This is a genomic window from Idiomarina abyssalis, from assembly GCF_900116625.1.
GTDB classification, from domain to species: Bacteria; Pseudomonadota; Gammaproteobacteria; order Enterobacterales; family Alteromonadaceae; genus Idiomarina; species Idiomarina abyssalis.
In genome coordinates, this window is record NZ_FPBE01000003.1 from 37,091 (window position 1) to 62,488 (window position 25,398).

Sequence of the window (25,398 nt, forward strand, 5' to 3'; positions counted from 1 at the left end):
ATCATGGAAAGATTTGCCTGAAAACCTTATTGCCGGATATCACAAAAAACCTAGCGAAAAGACTTACTCAGGCGTTTACTCAAAAATGAGATGGGACTCAGCGCTCCTGCAAACGATATACATATAATCAACGAATATTCGCATTTAACTATGCCGAAGATGACTTCACAGAAAAATTTGACAAAACGACTAAAATACAAATAATAAAATTTCAACATAAAAATAACATGGAGATATTATGAAAACTTCAAATATAGCCATAATGTGTTTTTTAATTCTCTTCTCTGCTCATTCTTCAGCAAATAACGACAATGAAGAATACGAAGGTTTGAGTACACATTGCAGAGGAGTAGCAGCTGCAATAACTGTTACAGCTTCCTTGCTACCCCAAACAAGAGCAGCTCAAGTCGCAGTAGCTATTACAGGCGGAGTCTCCGAATTTATGGCCGACGAGGTAATGAGCAAGAAGTGTGAAAAAAACCTGATAGAGTGGAGTGAGTACTACTCCGAAAACCCTATAGATTATGATGACTTTGTACGAAACAATTGTAATGGCAACCCTTTAACATGCCCTGGAGGAGGGACTTGGGGAATAGGTCAACCTCAAGACTGTGACTACTATATAACCTGCCTGCCTGGCAACCCTACTTTAAGCGGGCCGTTTTCAGTCAATGATCTAATTGTCACTACCTCGCACTTTAGCAATTTCTGGGAAACTAATAGTTGGGCGGTAGATAAAGACGGCTACCCACGTTACGAAGACATAATTGGGTCACCATGAAAAAAGAACAAGTGACTAGAGGAATTTTTTCTTTTATTGCTAACTTTAGTCTTTATTTTATAGCATTATCCTTGGCTATATTTTGTATAGGGTATGTGGCTTATATCGTAGATCTTTTAGACAAGCCGTTAGGCCTTACCGACTTTAAAGATAAGTATTATATTATCATCGCAGGAAGCGTTGGTATTGCCGCTAAACCTTTCATCAAAAAGCTACTCCGTTAGCTCAAGGATAAGAACTTTAATGTACGCCGAAAAAAAGGGCCTTTCGGCCCTTTCTGATTTATTCGACCGTTACACTTTTTGCTAAATTACGAGGCTGGTCCACATCGGTGCCTTTAATCAGGGCAACGTAGTAAGACAGCAGCTGCAAAGGAACGGTATAGACAATAGGCGCTATCACTTCGTCGCAATGGCAGACGTTAAGCACATTTAACGACTCATCGCCTTTGAAGCGGGCGTTTTTGTCGGCAAAAACGTACATCAAACCGCCACGAGCGCGAACCTCTTCAACATTCGATTTCAGCTTTTCCAGTAAATCGTTATTGGGGGCTACGACAATAACCGGCATTTCTTCGTCAATAAGTGCCAGTGGGCCGTGTTTTAATTCCCCAGCGGCGTACGCTTCGGCGTGAATGTATGAAATTTCTTTCAGTTTTAACGCACCTTCCATAGCAATAGGGTATTGATTACCACGTCCCAGGAACAGGCTATGCTCTTTGTTGGCAAAGTCCTGCGCTAACTCTTCAATTTCATCGGCCAGTGACACCGCTTCTTCCAGCTTGGCTGGCAAGGCCTGCAACGCGTGGACAACAGCTTCTTGCTGTTGCTCTGGCATGCCGCGGTATTTGCCAATACCTAAGGTCAGCATAAGCAGGCCGGTCAACTGGGTCGTAAAGGCTTTGGTTGACGCCACACCAATTTCCGCACCAGCGCGGGTTAAAAAGGCCAGGTCCGATTCGCGTACCATAGACGAGGAGCCCACGTTACAAATAGTCAGGCTGCCTTTATAACCCAGCTCTTTCGACAAACGCAGTGCTGCTAAGGTATCTGCCGTTTCACCACTTTGAGAAATGGTGACTAACAAGCTGTTCGGGTGAACATAAGACTTTCGGTAGCGGAATTCTGAGGCAATTTCGATATTACATGAAACGTTCGCCATAGATTCGAGCCAGTAGCGAGCCACCATACCTGCGTGGTAACTCGTTCCACAGGCAACAATTTGAACGTGCTCGATACCTTTTAAAATGTCGGCGGCGTTTTCGCCAAAAGCATTATCCAGCACGCTGGTTTCGGACAAGCGGCCTTCCAGTGTGTTACGAACGGCAATAGGCTGCTCGTAAATTTCTTTTAGCATGAAGTGGCGATACTCGCCTTTCCCGCCTGCGTCATAGCTGACATCAGACTCAATAATTTCGCGCTCTACAGCGTTGCCTTCGGCGTCATAAATGTCTATTTCAGTGCGGTTAATGTCGGCTACATCGCCTTCTTCCAGATAGATAAACTGACGGGTTACCGGCAATAGAGCTAACTGGTCAGAAGCCACAAAGTTCTCGCCAATACCCACACCAATAACCAGAGGGCTACCAGAACGGGCGACCACTAAACGCTCAGGGTATTGGGTATCCATAACCACGGTACCGTAAGCGCCTTCCAACTGACGTACAGCCGACTTAACGGCAGCCAGTAGATCACCATGCGTTTTGCGTTCGTGATGAATTAAGTGAGCGATTACTTCGGTGTCAGTCTGCGAGTTAAAGATATAACCTTCGGTTTTTAGCTCTTCACGCAGACGTTCGTGGTTTTCAATAATGCCGTTATGCACAACAGCAATTTGATCCTCAGAGCGGTGAGGGTGGGCATTAGCTTCAGTCACACCGCCGTGCGTTGCCCAACGCGTATGCGCAATACCAATAGTCCCGTCTAACGGGTTCTGGTCTATAGCATCTTTAAGTTCCTGTACTTTACCGGTACGACGCACACTTTTTAAATGCTTATCGGCGTCAATAACAGCCACACCAGCCGAATCGTAACCCCGGTACTCCAGTCGTTTTAAGCCTTCCAGCAAAATACCTGTTACTCGACGTTCAGACGTCGCGCCTACAATACCGCACATAAGTTAACTTCCTTTTTTCGACTGTGGACGTTGCCATCCGCTGATATTACGCTGCTTGCCCCGGGCTACAGCCAGTTCGTCATCTGCTACCGCCCGGGTAATTACCGAGCCGGCACCGACGGTTGCATTTTTACCAATGGAGACAGGCGCAACCAAAGAGCTGTTTGAACCAACAAAAGCGCCGTCACCAATTTCGGTAAGCGCTTTATTCACACCATCGTAATTGCAGGTAATGGTACCTGCACCAATATTTGCGTATTCACCCACCTGAGTATCACCAAGATAGGTTAAATGACTGGCCTTTGAGCCTTTACCTAAACGGCTTTTTTTCATTTCGACAAAGTTTCCGACCTGCGCTTCATCCGCAAGTTCCGCACCGGGTCGCAGCCGTGCAAAAGGACCGACTTTGCAGCCTTTTGCCACTTTTGCATCTTCTATATGAGAGTTCGCACGAATAACCGTGTCGTCGCCAATAACAGAGTTTCTAATGACACAGTTTGGCTCTATAACGACCCGGTCACCCAGAACCACATTGCCTTCGAAAACCGCATTAATATCAATAGTAACGTCGCTGCCAGCACTCAATTTACCGCGGCAATCAAAACGAGCAGGGTCAATTAAAGTCACGCCCTGAGTCATCAGCTCTTCTGCCTGACGCTGCTGCAATGCGCGCTCTAGCGAAGCTAACTGCTGGCGGTTGTTGGCACCTTCCACTTCCTGCGCGTTGTCAGGCTGTGCAGTGGCAATATTAACGCCTTCCTGGGCGGCCATTTCCACAATGTCAGTCAGGTAATATTCTTTCTGCGCGTTGTCATTGCTGAGTTGCTCAAGCCAGCCTTTTAGCTTGTCGCTGTCAGCTATCATAATACCGGTGTTTACTTCGTCTATAGCTAACTGCTGCGCATTTGCGTCTTTTTGCTCAACAATGCCGGTTACGCTGCGGCGTTCGTTACGCACAATACGACCATAACCTGTTGGTTCCGCTAACGTCATAGTCAGCAAGCCAAGCGAGGTATTAGCACTGGCAGTTACCAGCTTAATTAAAGTGGACTCGGTTAACAGGGGCACGTCACCATACAAAATAATGACTTTTTCATTGCTTTTAAGGTGCGGGATAACCTGTTGAACGGCATGACCGGTACCCAATTGTTCACGTTGCTCTACCCAGGTTAAGTCGTCGCCGGCAATAGCTTGCTGCAGCTGATCGCCACCATGACCATAAATTAAATTAATGGCATCTGGCTTTAATGACCTGGCAGTATCAATGACGTGCTCTACCATCGGTTTATTCGCCACTTTATGCAGCACTTTGGGTAAGTCTGAACGCATGCGGGTTCCTTTCCCTGCGGCCAGAATAACAACGCGTAACTTCATATTAATGAGATCCTTAATTCAGTATCGCTTGCAGCAGCTTTATTACGTAAACCTATTGTAACGACAAAAAAGGCCCTGTTGCACTAACAACAAGGCCTTTTACGTATTTTAACGCAGAAGTTTTAGCGCTTAAGCTTACGAATAACCTCAAGCTGAGCCAATGCGCGCGATAACTCGGCGATTGCCTCTGCATAGGTCACATCTGCACTTGAGTCAGCAATAGCTTCTTCAGCGCGTTTCTTCGCCGCTTCAGCTTCTTTCTCATCGAGATCGTCACCACGAACAGCAACGTCTGCTAGTACAATGACATGACCAGGCTGTACTTCTAACACTCCACCGGCGACATACAGAAGTTCTTCGTCGCCCGCTTCGCTGACATACCGAACCATACCTGGTTTGATTTTTGTCAGCAGGGGCGCGTGACCTGGGTAAATACCCAGCTCACCTTCGCTACCAGAGACCTGAACCGTTTGTACAACGCCTGAGAACAATTTGTCTTCAGCGCTAACAATGTCCAGATTTAATGTTTGTGTTGCCATTCAAACCTCCCGGTCGGTTACAGGTTTTTGGCTTTTTCTACCGCTTCTTCGATGGTACCAACCATGTAGAAGGCCTGCTCTGGCATATCGTCGTAATCACCATCCAAAATGCCTTTAAAGCCGGCAATAGTATCTTTCAAAGATACATATTTACCTGGAGCACCAGTGAATACTTCGGCTACGAAGAAAGGCTGCGACAAGAAGCGCTGAATTTTACGAGCACGAGATACAGACAGTTTGTCTTCTTCAGACAGCTCGTCCATACCCAGAATCGCAATGATGTCTTTCAGCTCTTTATAGCGTTGCAGTACTTCCTGAACACCCATTGCTGTGTCGTAGTGCTCATCACCGATAACCTGTGGGTCTAACTGACGTGACGTTGAATCCAACGGGTCAACCGCAGGGTAGATACCCAGTGACGCGATGTCACGGTTAAGTACAACGGTTGCATCCAAGTGAGCAAAGGTTGTTGCCGGAGATGGGTCAGTCAAGTCATCCGCTGGTACGTAAACCGCCTGTACCGACGTGATTGAACCTGTCTTAGTAGAGGTGATACGTTCCTGCAGAACACCCATTTCTTCGGCCAGGGTAGGCTGATAACCAACCGCTGAAGGCATACGGCCTAACAGTGCTGATACCTCAGTACCGGCCAGAGTGTAACGGTAGATGTTATCAACGAAGAAAAGTACGTCGCGACCTTCGTCACGGAATTTCTCAGCGATAGTCAAACCCGTCAAAGCAACACGTAAACGGTTACCCGGTGGCTCGTTCATCTGACCATAAACCAGTGATACTTTATCCAGAACGTTTGAATCGTTCATCTCGTGATAGAAGTCGTTACCTTCACGAGTACGCTCACCAACACCAGCGAATACTGAGTAACCGCTGTGCTCGATTGCGATGTTACGGATAAGCTCCATCATGTTAACGGTTTTACCAACACCAGCACCACCGAACAGACCAACTTTACCACCTTTAGCAAACGGGCAAATCAAGTCGATGACTTTGATACCTGTTTCTAACAGTTCGTTAGTGTTTGACTGTTCTTCGTAGCTTGGTGCCGCACGGTGAATAGACATTTTCTCGTCTTCACCGATAGGGCCCGCTTCATCAATTGGGTTACCCAATACATCCATAATACGGCCCAGGGTCTTCTTACCCACTGGAACCATGATTGATTCACCGGTGTTTTCAGCGGTGATACCACGACGCAGACCGTCAGTTGTACCCATTGCGATGGCACGTACGATTCCGCCGCCCAGCTGCTGCTGAACTTCAAGAACCAAACCTTCTAAGCCACCTTCGGTCACTTTCAGTGCGTCGTATACTTTTGGTACAGCGTCTTGTGGAAATTCTAAATCCACAACGGCGCCGATAATTTGTACGACCTTACCTTGACTCATGACGTTTCCTCTAACTCTTCAATTCTGTTAACCGTTGCCGCGTTATACCGCTTCGGCGCCGGACACGATTTCCGAAATTTCTTGCGTAATTGCTGCCTGACGCGCCTTGTTATACTGCAATTGCAGTTGATCGATAATATCTTCGGCGTTGTCGGTTGCAGCTTTCATCGCAATCATCCGAGCGGCTTGCTCACTAGCAAAGTTATCTACGACACCTTGATACACTTGCATTTCTACAAAGCGACGAATTAGCGTATCTAGAATACTTTCCGGATTCGGCTCATACAGGTAATCCCAGCTACCTGTCTGTACTTCTTCTTCCGATCCTGCTTGCGGCAATGGCAACAATTGATGAATGGTCGGCTCCTGGGTCATCGTATTCACAAACTTGTTGAATACAACGTACAAGCGATCGATTTTACCTTCTTCAAAGGCATCCAGCATAACCTGGATAGAACCGGTGATTTCTTTCAGTTCTGGCTTATCGCCCATACCTGAAACTTGCGCTTTCAACTTACCAAAACGCTTGAAGAAACCGGTTGCTTTGCTGCCTATTGCGGCAAAATCCGCTTCAACATCTTGCTCTTTCCATTCGTTAGCGTGCTTAACGACTTTCTTGAACTCATTACCGTTCAAGCCGCCACACAAACCACGGTCGGTAGAAACAATGATGTAACCCACACGCTTAACCTGACGTTCTTCCATAAATGGATGACGATACTCAAGGTTACCGCGCGCCACATGACCAATCACCTTGCGAATGGTGTCCGCATAGGGGCGACTAGCCTCCATACGTTCCTGCGCCTTTTTCATTTTCGACGCAGCGACCATTTCCATAGCACTGGTGATCTTCTGAGTATTACCGATACTCGAGATCTGAGTTTTTATCTCTTTACCGCTGGCCATGACGATTCTCCTGTTAACTCAACGACAAATGGCCGCTATTGCGGCCAGGTGCGATTACCATGATTGCGTTTGCTTGAATTTCTCAAGCGCGGCTTTCAATTGCGCATCGATGTCGTCGTTATAGTTGCCAGTTTTATCAATCTCAGCCATTAGCTCGGCGTATTCGCTCGCCATGAAAGATTGCAGCGATTCTTCAAAATCCATGATTTTGTCGATTTCTACGTCTTTCAAGAAGCCTTTTTCAACGGCATAAATTGATACAGCCATTTGAGACACGCTCATAGGCTTGTACTGTTTCTGTTTCATCAGTTCGGTTACACGCTGACCGTGCTCCAACTGTGAACGAGTCGATTCATCAAGGTCAGATGCAAACTGAGCGAACGCCGCCAATTCACGATACTGAGCCAGGGCAAGACGGATACCGCCACCCAATTTCTTGATGATTTTCGTTTGTGCTGAACCACCAACACGAGAAACCGAGACACCGGCGTTAACCGCAGGACGAATACCTGAGTTAAACAAGTCAGTTTCTAAGAAGATCTGACCATCGGTGATTGAGATAACGTTAGTCGGTACGAACGCCGATACGTCACCTGCCTGAGTTTCAATAATAGGTAAGGCAGTTAAAGAACCTGTCTGGCCTTTTACTTTACCGTCAGTGAATTTTTCTACGTAGTCAGCGTTAACACGCGCCGCACGCTCAAGTAAGCGAGAGTGGAGGTAGAAAACGTCACCAGGGAATGCTTCACGACCTGGCGGACGACGCAGCAACAGTGAAATTTGACGGTATGCAACAGCCTGCTTAGAGAGGTCATCGTATACGATCAAAGCGTCTTCACCGCGGTCACGGAAGTATTCACCCATAGTACAGCCAGAATAAGCTGCTAAGTATTGCAACGCTGCAGATTCAGAAGCAGAAGCCGCAACCACAATGGTGTTTTCCAATGCGCCGTGCTCTTCCAGCTTACGTACAACAGCAGAGATGGTTGAGTTCTTCTGACCAATGGCTACGTAAACACACTTAATACCAGAGTCTTTCTGGTTGATAATAGCGTCTACGGCTAAAGCTGTTTTACCTGTCTGGCGGTCACCGATGATAAGCTCACGCTGACCACGACCAACTGGAATCATCGAGTCAATTGATTTGTAACCAGTTTGTACTGGCTGATCAACCGACTGACGTTCGATAACGCCCGGGGCGATTTTCTCAACTGGCTCATAGCCGTCAGCTTCAATTGGACCTTTACCGTCGATAGGCTGACCTAGTGTGTTTACCACACGGCCCAACAGTTTTTCGCCGACCGGAACTTCAAGGATACGGCCAGTAGATTTTACTTTGGTGCCTTCCTGCAAATCTGCATAAGGACCCATGACAACCGCACCAACAGAATCACGTTCAAGGTTCAGTGCGATAGCGTAACGATTACCAGGTAGCTCGACCATTTCACCTTGCAGACAGTCTGCAAGTCCGTGAATGCGAATGATACCGTCTTGTACAGACATGATGGTACCTTCGTTGCGGGCTTCGCTGGTGACTTCGAACTTCTCAATTCGCTGTTTGATCAGTTCTGCGATTTCATTTGAATTCAATTGCATGCTCAAGTCCCCAATTAGGATTGCAGTGCGTAAGCAAGTCTGTCGAGCTTGCCGCGCAAGGTGCCGTCAATAACGGTATCACCAGCTTCTATAACAAGTCCGCCAATAATGGACTTGTCGACACTGCAGTTCAGCTTAATTTTGCGTTGCAGGCGCTTCTCAAGTGCTTTACTTAAAGCCGTTTGTTGTGCTTTCAGCAGTTTAACCGCTGACTTAACATCTACAGTGACTTCTTTGTCGTGTTCAGCACGAAGCGTCTGATAGAGCTCACTAACCGCTGGAAGTACTGGCAAACGTTCATTTTCAGCCAGTACTTTAACGAAGTTCTTAGCGTTATCGTCGAGCTCGTCGCCGCAAACACCCAAGAAAACATCTGTCGTTTTTCCAACAGTCGAAGAGCTGCTCAAAAATGAGGCAATAGTCTCATCTTGCGCTACCGCAGCAGCGAAGCTAAGCATTTCTGCCCACTTATCGAGCGCTCCCTGTTCTAAAGCAAAATCAAAAGCTGCTTTTGCGTAAGGGCGAGCGACCGTAGTCAGTTCTGACATAAGCTCAAACCCCTTTATTAAAGTTCAGCGACCAGTTTTTCAACAATGTCGCTATGAGCGTCTTTATCAATTTCACGCTCAATGATTTTCTGAGCCCCAGAAACCGCCAATACGGCGACTTGCTTACGCAACTCTTCGCGAACGCGGTTACGCTCAGCTGTCACTTCTTCATGTCCAGACGCAACGATTTTTTCACGTTCTTCGTGGCCACGTTGAGTTTCTTCCTCAACAATTTTAGCGCCACGTTTTTTCGACTGTTCAATGATTTCAGCGGCTTGCTGTTTCGCTTCTTTGAGCTGCTCGGCAATTTCTTGCTGGGCTTTCTCTAAATCTTTTTGAGCACGTTCACCGGCATTAAGGCCGTCAGCAATTTTTTTCTGACGTTCCTCAATAGCCTTGATGATCGGTGGCCATACAAATTTCATGCAGAACCACACGAACACGGCAAACGCGATCGATTGTCCAATTAGAGTAGCGTTGATATTCACAACGGACCTCCTTCAGTTGGTGACCGTCGAATAACGATTAGCCTGCTACCTGGGTTAAGAATGGGTTCGCAAACGTGAACAGCAATGCAACAGCAACGCCGATCATTGCGATAGCATCGATAAGACCAGCTACGATGAACATCTTAACTTGCAGCTGTGGTGCCAATTCTGGTTGACGAGCAGCAGCTTCCAGGAATTTACCACCCAGAATACCAAAGCCCAGTGCTGTACCCAGTGCAGCCAGACCGATCATGATTGATACAGCGATAGCAGTAAAAGCAACTACAGTTTCCATTGATTTCTCCAGTTTTTCAGTAGATTAAAGTTAAAAGTAAAGCTAAAAACTTTTTGTTTAGAACACTAGTGTTCAGATGAAGCCATGCTTAAGTAAACAATGGTCAGCATCATGAAAATAAACGCTTGCAATGTAATGACCAGAATATGGAACACAGCCCAGGCAAAGTGCGCTGGTAGCTGGAACAATCCAATCATTGCAATCAGAATAAATATCAATTCACCCGCATACAGGTTACCGAACAAACGCAGTGCCAATGACGCTGGTTTTGCCAGTAACGTGATACTTTCAAGCACAAAGTTTACCGGCATTAACGCCCAGTGGTTAAACGGGGTTAATGTCATTTCTTTGGCAAAGCCTTTCACGCCTTTGTACTTAATTGAGTAGATAATAATGAGCGCAAATACGCTGATACTCAGAGCAAAGGTTGTGTTCAGGTCAGTTGTTGGTACAACTTTCATGTAGACGTCATGCGGATCGTCAACAAAGCCTAACCAATAACCACCGTACATAGCGGCTGTTGGTAACCAGTCGACCGGAATTAAGTCCATCAGGTTCATCAGGAATATCCAGACAAAGATGGTTAATGCCAGAGGCGCAATCAGTTTATCTTTACCGTGAAAGGACTCTTTGACGCTGTTGTCGACAAACTCGACAATCATTTCGACAAAGCATTGCCATTTACCAGGTACCCCAGCAGAGGATTTTTTGGCTACTCTGCGGAAACTCCACAGAAACAGCACACCCAGTAACACGGACCAGAAGATAGTATCGACGTTCACCGCCCAGAACCCTTCACCAACCGTCCAATTTTGGAGGTGATGCTGGATATACTGAGTCGGAGTTTGTTCTCCACTTACCATGTTGTTTCCCAGTTAGGTTGATTTTAAAAATAAAACCGGTGCTATCCACTGCATGGTGACGGCAATAACGAAGCCGATCAGTAACCACACAGGATATAAATTTGTTATCAGCAGTGCGAGCATGAGCAGCAATGCTGTTAGCAGAAGCTTAACGCCTTCGCCTAAAAAGAAGCTTTGTACAACTTTCTGATTAGCGCGTGCACCTGCATGTTTAAAAGCAATAAGTGCAAATAGTGCGTTGGGTATTACAGCGGTTAATCCGCCACAAAGAATACCTAAAGCCGACTGCGTATTCGAAACCAATATCGTGACAAGTGCAGCAACTAAGACCACAATAAATTGTGTGCCTACTATTCTTCCTGCCAGTTTTTTACCTACCGCATTGAGTGCCTGTGTCACGACGAAAACCTTTTAACTGGCGGCTATCTTTATGTGGCTTTCAACCAGCCACAATGAAACTCGCGCTAGTATAAAGATCTGCCATGTAATTGCAAACAAATTTGCCTGTAGGCAACGGTTTCTATGCCATTTAACAAAAGTTCTACAACAATCAATACATTGGAATAATTATTTGATGTGAGTCAGAATTCCATCCAGTTCGTCCAGGTTGGTATAACTGATAACCAGTTTTCCTTTTCCTTTACGACCGTGATTGATGGAAACTTTTGCACCCAGAGTCTCAGACAATTTCGTCTCTAAATGTTCAATGTTTGCGTCTGGTTCGGGCTTTTCAGTTTGTTTTGGTGGGTCGATAGTACGTCTGACCAGTTTTTCGGCGTCACGTACGGTCATATCTTTTGCAACAATTTGCTGTGCTACATCGGCTTGTTGTTCACCTTCTAATGCCAGCAACAACTTGGCGTGGCCCAGCTCGATGTCGCCACGTTCAAGCAATACTTTCACGCCGTCCTGTAAATTATTTAAACGCAGTAAATTCGTTACAGTAGTACGCGATTTACCCACAGCCTGAGCAACGTCCTGGTGGGTCATCTGAAACTCATCCAATAAGCGTTGCAACGCTGTCGCTTCTTCCATTGCATTGAGGTCTTCACGCTGGATGTTTTCAATTAATGCAATAGCAACGGCCGCTTCATCGGGCACGTCTTTAATTAGGCAGGGAACCAGCTCCAGTTTAGCAAGCTGAGCCGCGCGCCAACGACGCTCCCCGGCAATAATTTCGTATTCGTCTTTGCCAACAGGGCGAACCACAATAGGCTGAATAATACCCTGAGCTTTCACTGAAGCGGCTAAATCTTCCAAAGCTTCGGGTGACATGTCTTTACGAGGCTGATAACGACCGGGTTTTAACTGTTCAACCGGCAGTTTCTGTAATTCGCCTTTAACTTCTTCCGTCACCTGTTCAGATTGACGATCAGAGTTTTGCTGATTACTGGTCAGTAAGGCATCCAGACCACGACCTAAACCTCGTTTTTTTGCCGACATGATTCGCTAAATTCCCTTGTTATGATTCTTCTGCTACTTCGTTACGATTTTCAGAACGTCGGATAAGTTCACCCGCTAAGGACAAATAAGCCTTTGAACCCGTTGATGATTTATCGTAATACATAGCCGGTGCACCAAATGAAGGCGCTTCAGCTAAACGCACGTTACGCGGAATGACTGTTCGGTAGACTTTGTCACCAAAGTGGTTTTTTAGTTGTTCTGAAACATCGTTAGCCAAACGGTTACGCGGATCGTACATCGTCCGCAAAATACCTTCTATCTCTAGCCCGGGGTTAACCACATCGGCCAGCTGACGAATGGTTTCCATTAATGCTGTCAAACCTTCCAGTGCATAGTACTCACACTGCATTGGCACCAGAATAGAGTCAGCCGCTGCCATGCCGTTAACCGTCAACATATTCAGCGATGGAGGGCAATCAATAAAAATGTAATCGTAGGTGTCCTGGACAGCTTTTAGCGCGTTACGCAAGCGTAATTCCCGCGCAAAAACTTCCATTAATTTAATTTCAGCGGCAGTTGCATCAGCATTTGCCGCGATTAAATGATACTTACCGTTAGTGTCTGTTACCGCAACGTCTTTAACCGGCTTTTCTTCAATCAACAATTCATAAATGCTGTTTTCAACGTCGTACTTGTCAACGCCGCTACCCATGGTTGCATTACCTTGAGGATCTAAATCGATCAACAACACTTTACGACGGGTAGCAGCCATCGATGCAGCCAGGTTAACTGCTGTGGTTGTTTTTCCAACTCCGCCTTTTTGATTCGCAATAGCAATGGTTGTAGCCACGGGTTTTATAACCTCTTGTTGTTGTCGGATAATCGACTGTCGGTTGTTTTATGACCGTTTGCTTATAATGACGATATGTCGGCTCGCGTCAATGCCGGGAACGTTAATTTGCTCAATACTTTCAGTTTTATAGTTCGCTGGCAGTTCGTCCAGTTCTTCTTGTGGGTATAAACCTTTAAGAGCGTAAAACCGACCTTTATCTGAAGGTAAATGCTCACACCAGGAAAGCATATCATTAAGCGAGGCAAAGGCTCTACTGATTACACCATCAAACTTTTTTTCGTTCTGATAATCTTCAACCCGAGCCTGTACCGGCGTCACATTGGTTAATTTTAACTCGTGACAAACCTGCCGAATAAAACGAATACGCTTACCTAAACTATCGAGCAAAACAAATTCTTTATCAGGTTCTGCTATGGCTAAAGGTAACCCAGGTAAACCCGGGCCTGTTCCAACGTCAATAAAACGTTGTCCCTGTAAATACTGACGAACCGCCAGACTGTCCATAATATGTCTTGTGAGCATATCCTTTGGATTTCTTACGCTGGTCAGATTATAGGCTTTGTTCCACTTGTCCAATAAACCCACTAACGCCAGTTGCTGCTCAATTTGTGACTCTGACAAGGTTATTTGCGCTTGCTTCAATAATTCCTTTAACTGCTCTTTCACATATATTCCTTAAGCACTTTTACGCAATAAACCCTGTTTTTTCAGGTGCACCAGAAGCATAGAAATGGCCGCAGGTGTTATACCAGAAATACGGGCCGCTTTGCCTACTGTTTCTGGCTGGTGGTCATTTAGCTTAGCAATAACCTCATTCGATAAGCCTTTAATCTTAGCGTAATCGAAAGGTGAAGGAAGCAAAGTATTTTCATGACGCTGCTGTTTCGCAATTTCATCGTGCTGACGCGAAATATAACCTGCATATTTAATCTGAATTTCAACTTGTTCAGCGGCTAATGGATCTTCTAATCCCGGCGCAAAAAAATCCGTCTTGGCAAGATCCTGATAATGGATCTCCGGGCGTCTCAATAACTCTTCGCCACTGACTTCTTTGGTTACAGGGCTTTTTACCAACGCATTAATTTGCTCCACAGAAGCGTGGTCTTTATGCACCCAGGTGGTTTTTAACCGTTGTTTTTCCTGCTCAACAGCTTCCATTTTCTTATTAAATGCAGCCCAGCGTTCATCATCGACTAAACCAAGATTACGACCAATTTCGGTTAAGCGAATATCGGCGTTATCTTCACGCAGAAGCAAACGATACTCCGCACGCGAAGTGAACATACGGTACGGTTCCTGAGTACCCAAAGTTGACAGATCATCGATCAACACGCCCATGTAGGCTTGATCACGTCGTGGTGACCAGGAATCTTTATCCTGTGCCTGCAATGCGGCATTTAAGCCAGCAACAAGGCCTTGTGCTCCGGCTTCTTCATAGCCGGTTGTGCCGTTAATTTGGCCGGCAAAGAACAAGCCGTTAATGACTTTGGTTTCCAGCGATTGTTTAAGATCTCTGGGATCAAAATAATCGTACTCTATGGCGTAGCCCGGACGCGTAATATGAGCGTTCTCGAAGCCTTTAATTGACTGAACCAGACGCTGCTGAACATCAAACGGCAGACTGGTTGAAATACCATTAGGGTAAACTTCAAAGGTATCTAAACCTTCAGGTTCTACGAATATTTGATGTGAACCTTTTTCAGCAAAACGAACAATTTTATCTTCGATAGAAGGGCAATAACGTGGCCCGACACCCTCAATCACACCTGAATACATGGGCGAACGATCAAGCCCTGAACGAATAATTTCGTGAGTGTTTTCATTGGTGTGCGTAATGTAACAGGGGATTTGCTGTGGATGATCAGCACGCGAACCCATATAGGAAAATACCGGAGTTGGGTTATCGCCTGGTTGTTCCTGCATGACTGAAAAATCGACGCTTTGGCTGGCTATACGCGGTGGTGTGCCGGTTTTTAACCGCTCTACTCGTAACGGCAATGAACGTAAGCGTTTAGCTAAAGCATTTGCAGGAGGATCGCCTGCGCGGCCGCCTTGATAGTTATCCAGACCAATATGAATTTGTCCGCCAAGGAAGGTCCCTACCGTTAAAACAACGGTTTTAGCGGTAAATTTAAGACCCATTTGGGTAACAACGCCGGTAACGCGATCGTTTTCAACAATAAGATCATCACAACCTTGTTGGAATATCGACAAATTAGGCTGTGTTTCTAATGCGTAGCGGATCGCTTGTTTATACAGTTGGCGATCGGCCTGAGCTCTTGTCGCTCTTACTGCAGGACCTTTTGAAGAATTCAGTGTTCTGAACTGAATTCCGGCTTTATCTGCAGCTTTTGCCATGAAGCCACCAAGGGCATCAATTTCCTTAACTAAATGACCTTTTCCTATTCCACCAATGGCTGGGTTACAGGACATTTGCCCTAAAGTATCAATATTATGCGTAAGCAATAGGGTTTTAACACCTAAACGAGCGGCGGCTAAAGCTGCTTCTGTTCCGGCGTGTCCTCCACCGACAACAATAACATCAAAGTGTTGTTGGCTCTGTTCTGACATTCAATGTGACCTTTCGTTGAAGAATAGGAAAATAGCCGGTTATTTTAACGCGATTTTGTATAAATCTAAATGGTTAAATTTCGTTCAGTGTTATTAAAGATCTTAAAGAAGATCAGTAAAGGATCTTATTTAGATCTTTTATTGTTATTACTACTAGTCAGCGGTTTTCTGTGAATAGATCGCTACAGCCCTTTTTTTATATAGCTCATATTAAGATCACTCTCTGTAGATAACCGGGGTTGAACTGGGATCATAGATCGTGGATAAGTGGGGTAGTTATACACAGATCAGTTTATCCCCAGTGTTATACCCACTCCATTGACAGTGCTTAAGTGATCTTATGCCAGCTTTAATCACAGGCTAAAATAGCTGTGTATAAGCATGTGGGTATGATCACAGAGCCTTTACAGAATCAGTGATCGCGGGCAACCAGGTTAATGTTTTTTCTTCCGGATCGTCTTCCAGCATGTCTATTTCTAAACGATCAGCCAGTTTAATGGCACCGAGTTCCTGCAAACGGCTATCGCAATGACGACCCGCCTCGCAGAAGGTGTCGTAGCAGGACTCACCAATAGCGACAACTGCGTAGTTTAGTCCTGTTAAATCAGGGCTTTGGGGATCATTTATTTCATCATAGAAATCCAGCATAGAGTCGGCATAGTCGCCGGCGCCGTGACTGGCTAGAAAAACTAACCAGGGTTGATCGGTCGGGAGTTTTTCAAATTCTGGCTCGTAGTGAAGCTCGGTTTCGATACCTTGTTCGTTGAGTTTTTCGCTGACAGTATCGGCTAAAAACTCGGTATTACCGGAGGTTGTACCCACTAAAAGATGTAAAACGGTCATAAACTTTTTTGCTCATTTGCTACTATTAGAAAAACACGAATCATACAGGAGAACCCAAATGGTAAAAGGTCTTATAAAGGTATTAGTGGCTTTAAGTGCCGTAATAGTTTCATTCAATGTTTCAGCTGGTATAGAGTCGCCTAAACAAGTGTCTGAAAACCTTTGGGTTATGGGCACGCCTTCAGATGAACAGTTAGCGGAATTTGCGGATAACGGCGGTGATGTTGTTATTAATTTGCTTTCACAAAAAGAAATGACCGAAAGCGAGGAAGCTGCTGTTGTGACCCGTAATGGTATGGCTTATTACCATGTACCGGTTAATGGCGCAGACGGTGTTACCTTTGAGAACGCACGTATGGTTGATCGTATTCTATTAGAAAATAGCGATAAAACCGTTCTGGTGCATTGCGCTTCGAGTAACCGCGTAGGCGCACTGATGGCTTTGCGCGCGGGCTGGTTAGACGGAATGCCGGTGGAAAAAGCGTTAGAAGTTGGTCGTGAACATGGCATGACGTCGCTGGAAGAGAAAGTGAAGACGATGCTTTCTGAGTGACGAGTCAAAAAAGGCCAGCTCTTATGAACTGGCCTTTTCCTTTATTTTAAATGCTCTTTTAATAGCCCTGGCTGACGTTCTGGTGTAAATATCTCAATCCAATAGCCGTCCGGGTCTTTAATAAAGGCAATGCCTTTCATTTTTCCGTCGTCAGGTCGTTTCTGAAATTCTACGCCCATTTTCTCGAAGCGCTCACAGGCGGCATCAATATCGGGCACAGCGAATCCAATGTGACCAAAGCCTTTCGGTTGTTCATTGCCACTGTGGTAGGACACTGAATCGTCGTTTTCGTCCCCCCAGTTGTGCGTGAGCTCCAACATAGCCGGACGACCAAAGGTTTGTTCAATACGTTTATCGTGGTCGGTTGACCAGTCTTTACGTTGCTCCGGTGAAATAGCAGCCATGAAATAAAGCGTGAATTCCATTTCAGGAAAGTCCAGGCGCTTTACCAGAGTCATTCCCAACACCTCACTGTAGAACTTTAAGGTGCGTTCCGGATCTTTTATGCGGAACATGGTCTGGTTAAAAACAAAGTTGTGTGTTGCCGGGTCATGTTGTTCCGATAACCCCTTGGCTTCATCAAAATGTCTGCTCATAATGGCTTCCTTAGTCGGTTCAGTAATTAACTGCTGTTACACTGTTTATTGGGTTTATTACGAGAGAGTTCAAGCGTGGCCTGGTCGGTTTATTTAGTGAAGTGTGCTGATAATACGTTTTATACCGGTGTGACAACTGACGTTGAGCGCCGCGTTAATGAGCACAATGTGGATGATAAAAAAGGGGCTAAATACACACGCGCGCGTCGCCCGGTTGAGCTTGTCTGGAGTGAGGTACACCCTAACAGATCAAAAGCGTGCCAACGGGAATATGAAATAAAACGTTGGTCTCGCAATAGAAAAGCTGAACTAACCGGTTGAGTTGAGTCTTTTTTGTCCGGTTAAAAGGTGTTCAATTATGGAGTCCTTTTCTTTTAAGCCGAGCTTATCACTAATTTGGGTTAGCTTTATGACTCGATGGTAAAAGCGTGCTTTGCGCCTTTTGTATTGGCTTTCGGTGAGTTTCTCGGTGTCCAGCTGGTCAATTTCTTCTGTCAGTGTTTGCAATAAAGTTTGGTAACGAGCCTTTAAGCTTGTCGGATAAATTAGGCGATAAGCAACTAAAGCAAGCAATGGTGCGGCGACCACGGCCAAAGCAATGGTAATAGAGTGACCAAGATGGAACGAATAAGATACTGAAGGCTGCATTAATAGTAAGAAGACCAGATTAAAATCCATACTGCCATTGGCGGTCTTCTGGTGTGACATTGGGAACCCAGCCAGCAAAATAACGGGCATTAACGCCACTAACATCCAAAAAATGGCATCCTGATATTGCCAGACAGCCGCCTGTATTAGTATGGCAGTTAAAGCTCCTGCACACTGCCCAAAAAACACATACTTCATCGTCAGAGCAGGATTATCAGCGGTTGAAAATAAAGTCAGCATAACCGAGGCGCCTAACATTAAATAAGCCAACTGAAACCATTCGGTATACCACCAGGCTGCGCCAATTAGACTCATTATAACCAAGGTTCTTATAGCTGCCTGACGAGCGCCTCTCCAGTCGCGGTGTAAAATAGTTTTGGTCAGCAGGGTTGAGCTGGCCGTTTTGCCTGAATCGCGAAAAGATAAACGGTCGTTGGTGGCTTCAACAAATTCACTGAACCGTCTTTTTAACGCATCGTTTTTAATCAGTTTCAGGGCTTTTCTGAGAGGTTCAATAATTTCGGAGCGTTTGGCGGAAGCATTTAGTTTGTTGGAAGATTCAAGTAAGTGACCACTTACTTCTTTGTTACTCTCTGGTTCCTGAATGTTGAGTTCGGTGAAAAAGCCAAGCTGACTGTTAATGACTAAACGTAAGGTTTTGGCTGACTCATGAGCGCTGACAGAACCGGTACCATGATCGAGTAATTGAGCTTCTATGGCCGCTAACTGCGACAGCTTTTCAGACAGGTTAAGTGAAACCTTATCCGGTTCAGCAAAATAATGACTGATATCCTGTAAATTAGCGGCTGTAAGTCGGCGAAGTTGGTTAATTAAAGTTTGTTCCGCGCGTTTATAAGTAAAAGCCCAACCAATAACTAACGAGGTCATAATACCGACAAATACTGTAAGCAAACGGTCGATACCCAGTGGCATCAAAGCATCTGGGCTTTGTGTCAGAAGAACGACCATTGAGGCAGAGTACCCGGCCAAAATTGTGCCGTAGGAAATAAGACCGTGCAGTAAATTGCCGGTGTAAACACAGAGGGTTACCCAGAGTGATAAACCGACTACCAGCCAGATGATCTCGCCGCCGGCAGAAACAACCAGTATCATTCCAAACATGGTGCCCAGCAAAGTGCCTAAAGCACGATAGGCGGCTTTTTCTACGAGAAGACCACGGGTTGGTTGCGAAACGGCCCAGACGGTCATAGCAGCCCATTGAGGGTGTTCTAATCCGAGCGCCCAGGCAATAGCAAGTGACAAGCAGGCAGCAATGCCGGTTCTGAACCCAAACCGGAGCCGGACGTAGTCAAACCCCCATTGCGCTAACTTGTCTTTCACTGTTGCTCCTTAGCTTTTGGTGACTAAGAAATCGCGTTATTTGCCGATACAGAACGAACCGAAAATCTGGCCGAGAAGATCGTCAGAAGTGAACTCACCAGTAATTTCATTGAGGTGCTGTTGGGTCAGACGTAGCTCTTCAGCTAGTATTTCGCCGGCCATGTTGGCTTCGAGTTGCTCCTGACCCTGCAGTAAATGGGTTTTTGCTTTAGCCAGAGCCTCTAAGTGCCTGCGTCTGGCCATAAAGCTTCCTTCTGCAGTTGTGTTGTACCCAACACAATGCTTTAAGTGCTCGCGCAGTAATTCAATGCCGTGGCCAGTTTTGGCGGATAAATGAATAACCGGAATGCCGTTGTGTTCATCAATGCCGGTAGGCTCTTCCGATAAGTCGACTTTATTGCGGATAACGGTGTAGGGCATGTCTTCAGGTAACTGAGCGAAAAATTCCGGCCATATGTCATCAGGATGAATGGCAGAAGTCTCCTGACTGTCGACCATAAATAAAACGCGATCTGCCTGACGAATTTCATCCCAGGCGCGTTCAATACCTATTTTCTCAACGTGGTCCGGGCTTTCGCGTAAACCGGCGGTATCAATAATATGCAGCGGCATGCCGTCTATTTGAATGTGTTCTCGCAGAACATCACGGGTGGTTCCGGCTATTTCGGTAACAATGGCGGACTCGCGACCTGCCAGAGCATTAAGCAAGCTGGACTTACCCGCATTAGGACGTCCGGCAATTACAATGCGCATACCTTCACGCATAAGCGTTCCTTGCCGGGCCTCCTGTTCTATATGGAACAGGTGGTCAATAATTTCAGCTAAATCGCCGGAGACTTTACCATCGGAAAGAAAGTCGATTTCTTCATCCGGAAAGTCGATGGCTGCCTCAACGTACATGCGTAGATGAATAACGGCATCCACCAACTGGTCAATTTTATGAGAGAACTCACCTTTTAAGCTTTGTAATGCGGCTTTAGCGGCTTGCTCCGAATTGGTATCAATTAAGTCGGCAATAGCTTCTGCCTGGGTGAGGTCAAGCTTGTCGTTCAAAAACGCTCGTTCACTAAATTCACCAGGTCGTGCAGGACGAATACCGGGAATTTCCAGAATGGCCTTAATGATCATGTCGATAAGAACGGGTCCGCCGTGACCTTGCAGTTCTAAGACATCTTCGCCGGTAAAGGAGTTAGGACCAGGGAAAAAAAGCGCAATGCCTTCGTCCAGCAGTTGTTTCTGTAAATCGTAAAAAGGCAAGTATTCGGCTTTACGAGCTTTGGGGCAATGGCCTAACAGTTTTTCAGCAACATCTTTACAGGCTTTGCCACTAACGCGAACAATACCAACACCACCGCGTCCGGGTGGCGTGGCCTGAGCAACAATGGTGTCGTCAAAGTCTGTTTCAGTTGTCATTTTTCACTGCTCCCAAAAGGACTAAAGCCCGGCATAAGCCGGGCCTTAATGCTGGATTACTTCTTCTTGTTCCTAACGTCAATTCCTTTCTTCTCTAACCCACGGTATATGATCAGCATTTGTGCAATGGTAATCAAGTTACTGACCAGCCAGTACAGTACCAGACCTGATGGGAACCACAGGAAGAAGACGGTAAAGATAACCGGCATATACTGGAACAGCTTCTGCTGCATTGGGTCAGCCGTTGGTGTTGGCTGCAGTCTCTGCATCAGAAACATACTGGCACCCATTAATATTGGCAGGATGTAGTATGGGTCCTTGGTCGATAAGTCCTGAATCCAGAATACAAATTCTGAATGACGCAGTTCGACACTTTCCAACAGCACCCAGTAAAGCGCCAGGAAGATTGGAAGCTGCAACAGCATTGGCAGACAACCGCCCAGAGGATTTACTTTTTCTTCTTTATAAAGCTTCATCATGGCGCTCGACATTTTCTGTCGGTCGTCGCCATAGCGTTCGCGAAGGGCGGTCATTTTAGGCTGCAGCATACGCATTTTAGCCATTGATACGTATTGCGCTTTGGTCAATGGGAACAGCAATGCTTTGACAATAACGGTGGTCAGAATAATGGCCAGACCCCAGTTAATGACAAGGCTTTGTAAAAATTGAAGCAGCTTAAATATTGGCTGAGCTAACCACCAAAGGAAACCGTAGTCGACGGTTAAGTCCAGGTGCTCAACTATTTGTGCCATAGCGTCCTGATCTTTAGGACCTAGATAAAGCTGTGACTCAATGACTTTTGAGCTGCCGGCCTGAATTTCGGTCATCGGGTAAATGACACCAATAATTGCCTGGCTGCCGTTCGCAACACGTGAGAACAAGCGGTTAGGCTGGCCCTGTTCAGGTATCCATGCCGAAACAAAGTAGTGCTCAAGCATACTGACCCAACCGGTCTGCGAGGTGACGTTCAGCTTTTTATCCAGCATGTCGTCAAAGTCATACTTTTCAAACTTGTCATCGTCATGCGAGTACGCTGCACCGAAGTAGGTTGGCATAATCATGCTGCCACTTTCGCCGGTACCCATGGAGCGTTTAAGTTGCCCGTAAAACTGAGTATTCAGCGCGTTTGATGTATTATTTTCAACTTCAAAACGAACGTCGACGTTGTATTTGCCAGGGGTGAAAGTAAAGACTTTACGATAGATTGCGCCGCTTTCCGTGGTGTAGGTTAACGGAACTTCGATAACGTCAGTTTCGGACTGATAGCTTTCTTTTTCGTAGTTATAAGACGGACGACCGTCACCGCTTGCATCGATACCATCCGGACCAATTAAACCAGACTGTGCGACGTAGACGTTATTTGAGCTATTCTGTAACAGCTGGAAACGCTCTTCGGTTCCTAAGTCTTTGGCGAACTTAAGTAACTCTGTTGAAACAACGTCACCACCGCGAGTATCAATTTCGACATCAAGCACGTCGGTGCGAACGCGAATGGTTGTTTCTGATTGTTGGCTAACAACGGGCTGATCACCTTCCGGTACATCTGCCGCAGCTGAACCACTTGAAGGCACATCGCTGTTTTCAGTGTTATTGCTCGATTGCGTTACTGTCGCGGTTTCGTTTGCTTTTGTTCCGGGTGCGGTCTCCACCATCCAATTTTGGTATAGGAAGAATGACACCACTAAAAAGGCAATAAATAATATCGTGCGTGGCGAATTCATAGTGATTTCGTCTCTGTTGGCTGTTTTAGTAAAGATTCGGATTCGTTGCTATTTTCTGGCTTAGTTTCTTGCTTACTGGGCGGAACGGGGTCATAACCGCCTTTGTGAGCGGGATGACATTTACCAATTCTTACGGCAGCAAGGCCAATACCACGGATTGTACCGTGTTTTTGTATAGCCTCACAGGCATAATGCGAGCAAGATGGATAAAATCGACAACGCGGGCCTAACAATGGGCTAATAAACCATTGATAAACCTTTATGAACGCGATTGGTATTGTTCGCAACGCTTTGCTAATTTTCGCCATAAATAATTCAACGTATCCCGTAATGCGGCGTTATCCTGCTCGACAATACCCTGCTTGGCAATAATTACAATGTCAAAAGCGGGGATTTTGTGCTGTCTTAAACGGAATGTTTCACGTATCTGGCGTTTTATACGGTTTCGGTCAACAGCGCGCTTCGCTCGCTTTTTACTGACAGTAACACCTATACGTGGATGCCCTAACTCATTGGGGGTTGCCAACATAGTGACATGAGCAGTAACGGCTTTTACAGGAGGGTTTGAGAATACAGTCTGGAAATGAGAGGGAGTTAACAGACGTAACTCCCTTCCATATGAGATACTTTTATGCACTCAGTACTTTGCGACCACGAGCACGGCGACGAGCCAATACTTTACGGCCGTTTTTACTTGCCATGCGAGCACGGAAGCCGTGAGCACGTTTGCGTTTTAATACGCTTGGTTGAAATGTTCTTTTCATAACTAATATTCCATCGGTCAGTTTGCTATTTCCCACGCTGGCCGAAAAAGTTGAAACCAAACGTGAACGGAATTTTTTAGAGCGCGGATCTTACCGATCTTTTCGCATTGAGTCAATGATAAGAGGCGGTTTTAGGCAATAAAACCTAAATTAATCTCATCCACAATCTGTAGCAATTATAACATTAATAATGTGGATAAAATAACAGTTATTCACTTTTTAGATGATTTTCCTGTTTTGGTAAAGTGGCTGGTTACAAGCAAGTTATGCGCCAGTTCTGCCATCAGTGACTATTTTTTATCTCCTTTATTCATGCCGTTTTCAGGCAGTTTATACTAGCGAAGATTAACTGAGTGAAGTACAATCTTTGGTTATGATAATAAAAAACGATCCAGGAGAAGAGTGTGAATAATTCGCTTTGGCAACAATGTGCAGAGCGACTGCAATCGGAGTTACCGTTACAGCAGTTCAACACGTGGATCAGACCTCTTCAAGCCAAACTTAATGGCGAGACTTTGACCTTATTTGCGCCGAATATCTATTCGGTCGATTGGGTGCGCGATAAATACCTGAAAACCATTAATGCGTATTTGGAATCCATGTGCGATGACAAAGTACCGAATGTTGTTCTAAAGGTTGGGGAAGCGTCGCCAACACAAAAAGATAACAGTTCGCAACAACGCGCTGCTGCAACGCGCAGAAAGACGCCGAACTTTTCCTCAAGTAATGCCGATACTGAAGTACCGTTTGAGAGCAATATTCATCCTGAATACACTTTTGATAATTTTGTTGAAGGTAAGTCAAACCAACTAGCCCGCGCGGCGGCTATTCAGGTAGCTGAGAATCCAGGCGGTGTTTACAACCCACTTTTTGTCTATGGTGGTACGGGTTTAGGTAAAACACACTTATTGCACGCAGTTGGCAATGGCATTATGGCGCACAAGAAGGACGCCAAGGTGTTTTATATTCGGGCAGAGCGTTTTGTTCAGGACATGGTTAACTCAATTCGCAACAGTTCGACCAATGAATTTAAACGTTACTACCGTTCAGTTGATGCTTTGCTAATAGATGACATCCATTTCTTTGCAAATAAAAAGGGCTCTCAGGAAGAATTCTTTCATACTTTCAACGCACTGTTGGAAGGTAATCAGCAAATTATTATGACCAGCGATCTTTATCCGAAAGAAATAGATGGAGTAGAAGATCGCTTGAAATCCCGTTTTGGCTGGGGTTTAACCATTGCTATAGAGCCGCCGGAATTAGAAACGCGAGTTGCTATTTTAATGCGGAAAGCCGACGAACGTGGGTTACATATGCCACACGAAGTCGCCTTTTTCATTGCCAAAAGATTACGCTCAAACGTACGTGAACTTGAAGGTGCACTGAACCGGGTTGTCGCGAATGTTCAACTTACCGGCCGACCCATTACTATCGATTTTGTGCGCGAAGCACTGCGTGACCTAATTGCCGCTCAGGAAAAGTTGGTCACTATTGATAACATCCAAAAGACAGTCGCAGAATATTATAATATTAAGTTAGCTGACATTTTGTCTAAGCGCCGGAGTCGTTCCGTAGCGCGTCCACGACAGTTGGCCATGGCGTTGGCGAAAGAATTAACCAACCACAGTTTACCGGAAATTGGTGACGCTTTTGGCGGGCGTGACCACACGACGGTTTTACATGCTTGTCGAAAAATACAAGAATTAAAAGATGCGCAGAACGACATAAAAGAAGACTATAGAAATCTTATTCGAACGTTGTCGTCATAAGGTATGTCGTTATA

General features: G+C 45.7%; 28 protein-coding genes. 5 read left to right on the top strand and 23 right to left on the bottom strand.

The window, feature by feature from the left end; all coding sequences use genetic code 11:
• The first annotated feature begins 238 nt into the window (after positions 1–238).
• Positions 239–781, top strand: a complete 543-nt coding sequence (locus BM359_RS07260; RefSeq protein WP_054488995.1) for a hypothetical protein — start codon at positions 239–241, stop codon at positions 779–781.
• On the top strand, positions 778–1,005 hold the full coding sequence (locus BM359_RS07265) for a hypothetical protein (RefSeq protein ID WP_054488993.1): 228 nt from the start codon (positions 778–780) through the stop codon (positions 1,003–1,005). The genes BM359_RS07260 and BM359_RS07265 overlap by 4 nt, the downstream gene beginning before the upstream one ends.
• 58 nt (positions 1,006–1,063) lie before the next feature.
• Here BM359_RS07265 and glmS read toward each other — a convergent pair whose 3' ends face one another.
• From glmS to BM359_RS07345, 16 genes are all read right to left on the bottom strand, one after another.
• A complete protein-coding gene (gene glmS, locus BM359_RS07270) occupies positions 1,064–2,896 on the bottom strand; it encodes a glutamine--fructose-6-phosphate transaminase (isomerizing) (RefSeq protein WP_054488991.1) in 1,833 nt (610 codons plus the stop codon).
• A gap of 3 nt (positions 2,897–2,899) precedes the next feature.
• Positions 2,900–4,270 carry a bifunctional UDP-N-acetylglucosamine diphosphorylase/glucosamine-1-phosphate N-acetyltransferase GlmU gene (glmU, locus tag BM359_RS07275; protein WP_054488989.1) on the bottom strand — a complete coding sequence of 457 codons (1,371 nt, stop codon included), beginning with the start codon at positions 4,268–4,270 and terminating at the stop codon, positions 2,900–2,902.
• Positions 4,271–4,392: 122 nt separating this feature from the next.
• The gene (locus BM359_RS07280) at positions 4,393–4,809 is read right to left on the bottom strand and encodes a F0F1 ATP synthase subunit epsilon (protein WP_054488987.1); all 417 of its coding nucleotides are present in this window, start codon (positions 4,807–4,809) and stop codon (positions 4,393–4,395) included.
• A gap of 17 nt (positions 4,810–4,826) precedes the next feature.
• On the bottom strand, positions 4,827–6,212 hold the full coding sequence (atpD, locus tag BM359_RS07285) for a F0F1 ATP synthase subunit beta (protein ID WP_054488985.1): 1,386 nt from the start codon (positions 6,210–6,212) through the stop codon (positions 4,827–4,829).
• A 42-nt stretch (positions 6,213–6,254) separates the two neighbouring features.
• Positions 6,255–7,118, bottom strand: a complete 864-nt coding sequence (atpG, locus tag BM359_RS07290; protein WP_054488982.1) for a F0F1 ATP synthase subunit gamma — start codon at positions 7,116–7,118, stop codon at positions 6,255–6,257.
• Positions 7,119–7,172: 54 nt separating this feature from the next.
• Complete coding sequence (gene atpA / locus BM359_RS07295; RefSeq protein ID WP_054488980.1) at positions 7,173–8,714, bottom strand: F0F1 ATP synthase subunit alpha; 1,542 nt, start codon at positions 8,712–8,714, stop codon at positions 7,173–7,175.
• A gap of 14 nt (positions 8,715–8,728) precedes the next feature.
• Positions 8,729–9,262: a F0F1 ATP synthase subunit delta gene (gene atpH, locus BM359_RS07300; protein ID WP_054488978.1), complete on the bottom strand. Its 534-nt coding sequence runs from the start codon at positions 9,260–9,262 to the stop codon at positions 8,729–8,731.
• Between the two features lie 17 nt (positions 9,263–9,279).
• Positions 9,280–9,750, bottom strand: coding sequence for a F0F1 ATP synthase subunit B (gene atpF, locus BM359_RS07305; protein WP_054488976.1), 471 nt, complete (start codon positions 9,748–9,750; stop codon positions 9,280–9,282).
• A 37-nt stretch (positions 9,751–9,787) separates the two neighbouring features.
• Positions 9,788–10,045, bottom strand: a complete 258-nt coding sequence (atpE, locus tag BM359_RS07310) for a F0F1 ATP synthase subunit C (protein ID WP_011235847.1) — start codon at positions 10,043–10,045, stop codon at positions 9,788–9,790.
• 65 nt (positions 10,046–10,110) lie between these two features.
• The gene (atpB, locus tag BM359_RS07315; RefSeq protein ID WP_054488974.1) at positions 10,111–10,908 is read right to left on the bottom strand and encodes a F0F1 ATP synthase subunit A; all 798 of its coding nucleotides are present in this window, start codon (positions 10,906–10,908) and stop codon (positions 10,111–10,113) included.
• Between the two features lie 12 nt (positions 10,909–10,920).
• Complete coding sequence (locus tag BM359_RS07320; RefSeq protein ID WP_054488972.1) at positions 10,921–11,307, bottom strand: ATP synthase subunit I; 387 nt, start codon at positions 11,305–11,307, stop codon at positions 10,921–10,923.
• A gap of 168 nt (positions 11,308–11,475) precedes the next feature.
• On the bottom strand, positions 11,476–12,351 hold the full coding sequence (locus BM359_RS07325) for a ParB/RepB/Spo0J family partition protein (RefSeq protein WP_054488970.1): 876 nt from the start codon (positions 12,349–12,351) through the stop codon (positions 11,476–11,478).
• A gap of 19 nt (positions 12,352–12,370) precedes the next feature.
• Positions 12,371–13,162: a ParA family protein gene (locus BM359_RS07330; protein ID WP_054488968.1), complete on the bottom strand. Its 792-nt coding sequence runs from the start codon at positions 13,160–13,162 to the stop codon at positions 12,371–12,373.
• 48 nt (positions 13,163–13,210) lie between these two features.
• The gene (gene rsmG, locus BM359_RS07335) at positions 13,211–13,831 is read right to left on the bottom strand and encodes a 16S rRNA (guanine(527)-N(7))-methyltransferase RsmG (RefSeq protein WP_054488966.1); all 621 of its coding nucleotides are present in this window, start codon (positions 13,829–13,831) and stop codon (positions 13,211–13,213) included.
• Between the two features lie 9 nt (positions 13,832–13,840).
• Entirely contained in the window at positions 13,841–15,736 is a 1,896-nt protein-coding gene (gene mnmG, locus BM359_RS07340; RefSeq protein WP_054488964.1) for a tRNA uridine-5-carboxymethylaminomethyl(34) synthesis enzyme MnmG, read from the bottom strand.
• A 393-nt stretch (positions 15,737–16,129) separates the two neighbouring features.
• Positions 16,130–16,579, bottom strand: coding sequence for a flavodoxin domain-containing protein (locus BM359_RS07345; RefSeq protein ID WP_054488962.1), 450 nt, complete (start codon positions 16,577–16,579; stop codon positions 16,130–16,132).
• 58 nt (positions 16,580–16,637) lie between these two features.
• Between BM359_RS07345 and BM359_RS07350 the strand changes: the two genes are divergently transcribed.
• A complete protein-coding gene (locus BM359_RS07350; RefSeq protein ID WP_054488960.1) occupies positions 16,638–17,132 on the top strand; it encodes a protein tyrosine phosphatase family protein in 495 nt (164 codons plus the stop codon).
• Between the two features lie 41 nt (positions 17,133–17,173).
• Here the strand turns inward: BM359_RS07350 and gloA are convergent, their stop codons facing one another.
• Positions 17,174–17,728: a lactoylglutathione lyase gene (gene gloA, locus BM359_RS07355; protein ID WP_054488958.1), complete on the bottom strand. Its 555-nt coding sequence runs from the start codon at positions 17,726–17,728 to the stop codon at positions 17,174–17,176.
• A gap of 75 nt (positions 17,729–17,803) precedes the next feature.
• Here gloA and BM359_RS07360 point away from each other — a divergent pair, with 75 nt between their 5' ends.
• Positions 17,804–18,049 carry a GIY-YIG nuclease family protein gene (locus tag BM359_RS07360; RefSeq protein ID WP_054488956.1) on the top strand — a complete coding sequence of 82 codons (246 nt, stop codon included), beginning with the start codon at positions 17,804–17,806 and terminating at the stop codon, positions 18,047–18,049.
• Here BM359_RS07360 and BM359_RS07365 read toward each other — a convergent pair.
• The 6 genes from BM359_RS07365 to rpmH are packed head-to-tail and all read right to left on the bottom strand — an operon-like array spanning position 18,038 to position 23,615.
• Positions 18,038–19,717, bottom strand: coding sequence for an FUSC family protein (locus BM359_RS07365; protein ID WP_054488954.1), 1,680 nt, complete (start codon positions 19,715–19,717; stop codon positions 18,038–18,040). The genes BM359_RS07360 and BM359_RS07365 overlap by 12 nt on opposite strands.
• Before the next feature lie 36 nt (positions 19,718–19,753).
• Positions 19,754–21,130 carry a tRNA uridine-5-carboxymethylaminomethyl(34) synthesis GTPase MnmE gene (mnmE, locus tag BM359_RS07370; RefSeq protein WP_054488952.1) on the bottom strand — a complete coding sequence of 459 codons (1,377 nt, stop codon included), beginning with the start codon at positions 21,128–21,130 and terminating at the stop codon, positions 19,754–19,756.
• A gap of 56 nt (positions 21,131–21,186) precedes the next feature.
• A complete protein-coding gene (gene yidC, locus BM359_RS07375; protein ID WP_074930815.1) occupies positions 21,187–22,851 on the bottom strand; it encodes a membrane protein insertase YidC in 1,665 nt (554 codons plus the stop codon).
• Positions 22,848–23,159: a membrane protein insertion efficiency factor YidD gene (gene yidD, locus BM359_RS07380; protein WP_074930817.1), complete on the bottom strand. Its 312-nt coding sequence runs from the start codon at positions 23,157–23,159 to the stop codon at positions 22,848–22,850. The genes yidC and yidD overlap by 4 nt, the downstream gene beginning before the upstream one ends.
• On the bottom strand, positions 23,111–23,488 hold the full coding sequence (gene rnpA / locus BM359_RS07385) for a ribonuclease P protein component (protein WP_011235862.1): 378 nt from the start codon (positions 23,486–23,488) through the stop codon (positions 23,111–23,113). Before rnpA ends, yidD begins: the two co-directional genes overlap by 49 nt.
• Positions 23,481–23,615, bottom strand: a complete 135-nt coding sequence (gene rpmH, locus BM359_RS07390; RefSeq protein ID WP_054488948.1) for a 50S ribosomal protein L34 — start codon at positions 23,613–23,615, stop codon at positions 23,481–23,483. Before rpmH ends, rnpA begins: the two co-directional genes overlap by 8 nt.
• Positions 23,616–24,019: 404 nt before the next feature.
• Here rpmH and dnaA point away from each other — a divergent pair, with 404 nt between their 5' ends.
• Complete coding sequence (gene dnaA, locus BM359_RS07395) at positions 24,020–25,384, top strand: chromosomal replication initiator protein DnaA (RefSeq protein ID WP_054488946.1); 1,365 nt, start codon at positions 24,020–24,022, stop codon at positions 25,382–25,384.
• The last annotated feature ends 14 nt before the right edge of the window (positions 25,385–25,398 follow it).

What these genes read in the sequence shown, in the direction of transcription:
- yidD (WP_074930817.1), bottom strand. Translation starts at nt 23,159, where the DNA reads ATGGCGAAAATTAGCAAAGCGTTGCGAACAATACCAATCGCGTTCATA.
- atpB (WP_054488974.1), bottom strand. Translation starts at nt 10,908, where the DNA reads ATGGTAAGTGGAGAACAAACTCCGACTCAGTATATCCAGCATCACCTC.
- yidC (WP_074930815.1), bottom strand. Translation starts at nt 22,851, where the DNA reads ATGAATTCGCCACGCACGATATTATTTATTGCCTTTTTAGTGGTGTCA.
- BM359_RS07350 (WP_054488960.1), top strand. Translation starts at nt 16,638, where the DNA reads ATGGTAAAAGGTCTTATAAAGGTATTAGTGGCTTTAAGTGCCGTAATA.
- BM359_RS07280 (WP_054488987.1), bottom strand. Translation starts at nt 4,809, where the DNA reads ATGGCAACACAAACATTAAATCTGGACATTGTTAGCGCTGAAGACAAA.
- atpG (WP_054488982.1), bottom strand. Translation starts at nt 7,118, where the DNA reads ATGGCCAGCGGTAAAGAGATAAAAACTCAGATCTCGAGTATCGGTAAT.
- BM359_RS07265 (WP_054488993.1), top strand. Translation starts at nt 778, where the DNA reads ATGAAAAAAGAACAAGTGACTAGAGGAATTTTTTCTTTTATTGCTAAC.
- glmS (WP_054488991.1), bottom strand. Translation starts at nt 2,896, where the DNA reads ATGTGCGGTATTGTAGGCGCGACGTCTGAACGTCGAGTAACAGGTATT.
- atpE (WP_011235847.1), bottom strand. Translation starts at nt 10,045, where the DNA reads ATGGAAACTGTAGTTGCTTTTACTGCTATCGCTGTATCAATCATGATC.
- atpA (WP_054488980.1), bottom strand. Translation starts at nt 8,714, where the DNA reads ATGCAATTGAATTCAAATGAAATCGCAGAACTGATCAAACAGCGAATT.
- gloA (WP_054488958.1), bottom strand. Translation starts at nt 17,728, where the DNA reads ATGAGCAGACATTTTGATGAAGCCAAGGGGTTATCGGAACAACATGAC.
- atpH (WP_054488978.1), bottom strand. Translation starts at nt 9,262, where the DNA reads ATGTCAGAACTGACTACGGTCGCTCGCCCTTACGCAAAAGCAGCTTTT.
- mnmG (WP_054488964.1), bottom strand. Translation starts at nt 15,736, where the DNA reads ATGTCAGAACAGAGCCAACAACACTTTGATGTTATTGTTGTCGGTGGA.
- BM359_RS07260 (WP_054488995.1), top strand. Translation starts at nt 239, where the DNA reads ATGAAAACTTCAAATATAGCCATAATGTGTTTTTTAATTCTCTTCTCT.
- mnmE (WP_054488952.1), bottom strand. Translation starts at nt 21,130, where the DNA reads ATGACAACTGAAACAGACTTTGACGACACCATTGTTGCTCAGGCCACG.
- BM359_RS07345 (WP_054488962.1), bottom strand. Translation starts at nt 16,579, where the DNA reads ATGACCGTTTTACATCTTTTAGTGGGTACAACCTCCGGTAATACCGAG.
- glmU (WP_054488989.1), bottom strand. Translation starts at nt 4,270, where the DNA reads ATGAAGTTACGCGTTGTTATTCTGGCCGCAGGGAAAGGAACCCGCATG.
- atpD (WP_054488985.1), bottom strand. Translation starts at nt 6,212, where the DNA reads ATGAGTCAAGGTAAGGTCGTACAAATTATCGGCGCCGTTGTGGATTTA.
- rpmH (WP_054488948.1), bottom strand. Translation starts at nt 23,615, where the DNA reads ATGAAAAGAACATTTCAACCAAGCGTATTAAAACGCAAACGTGCTCAC.
- BM359_RS07325 (WP_054488970.1), bottom strand. Translation starts at nt 12,351, where the DNA reads ATGTCGGCAAAAAAACGAGGTTTAGGTCGTGGTCTGGATGCCTTACTG.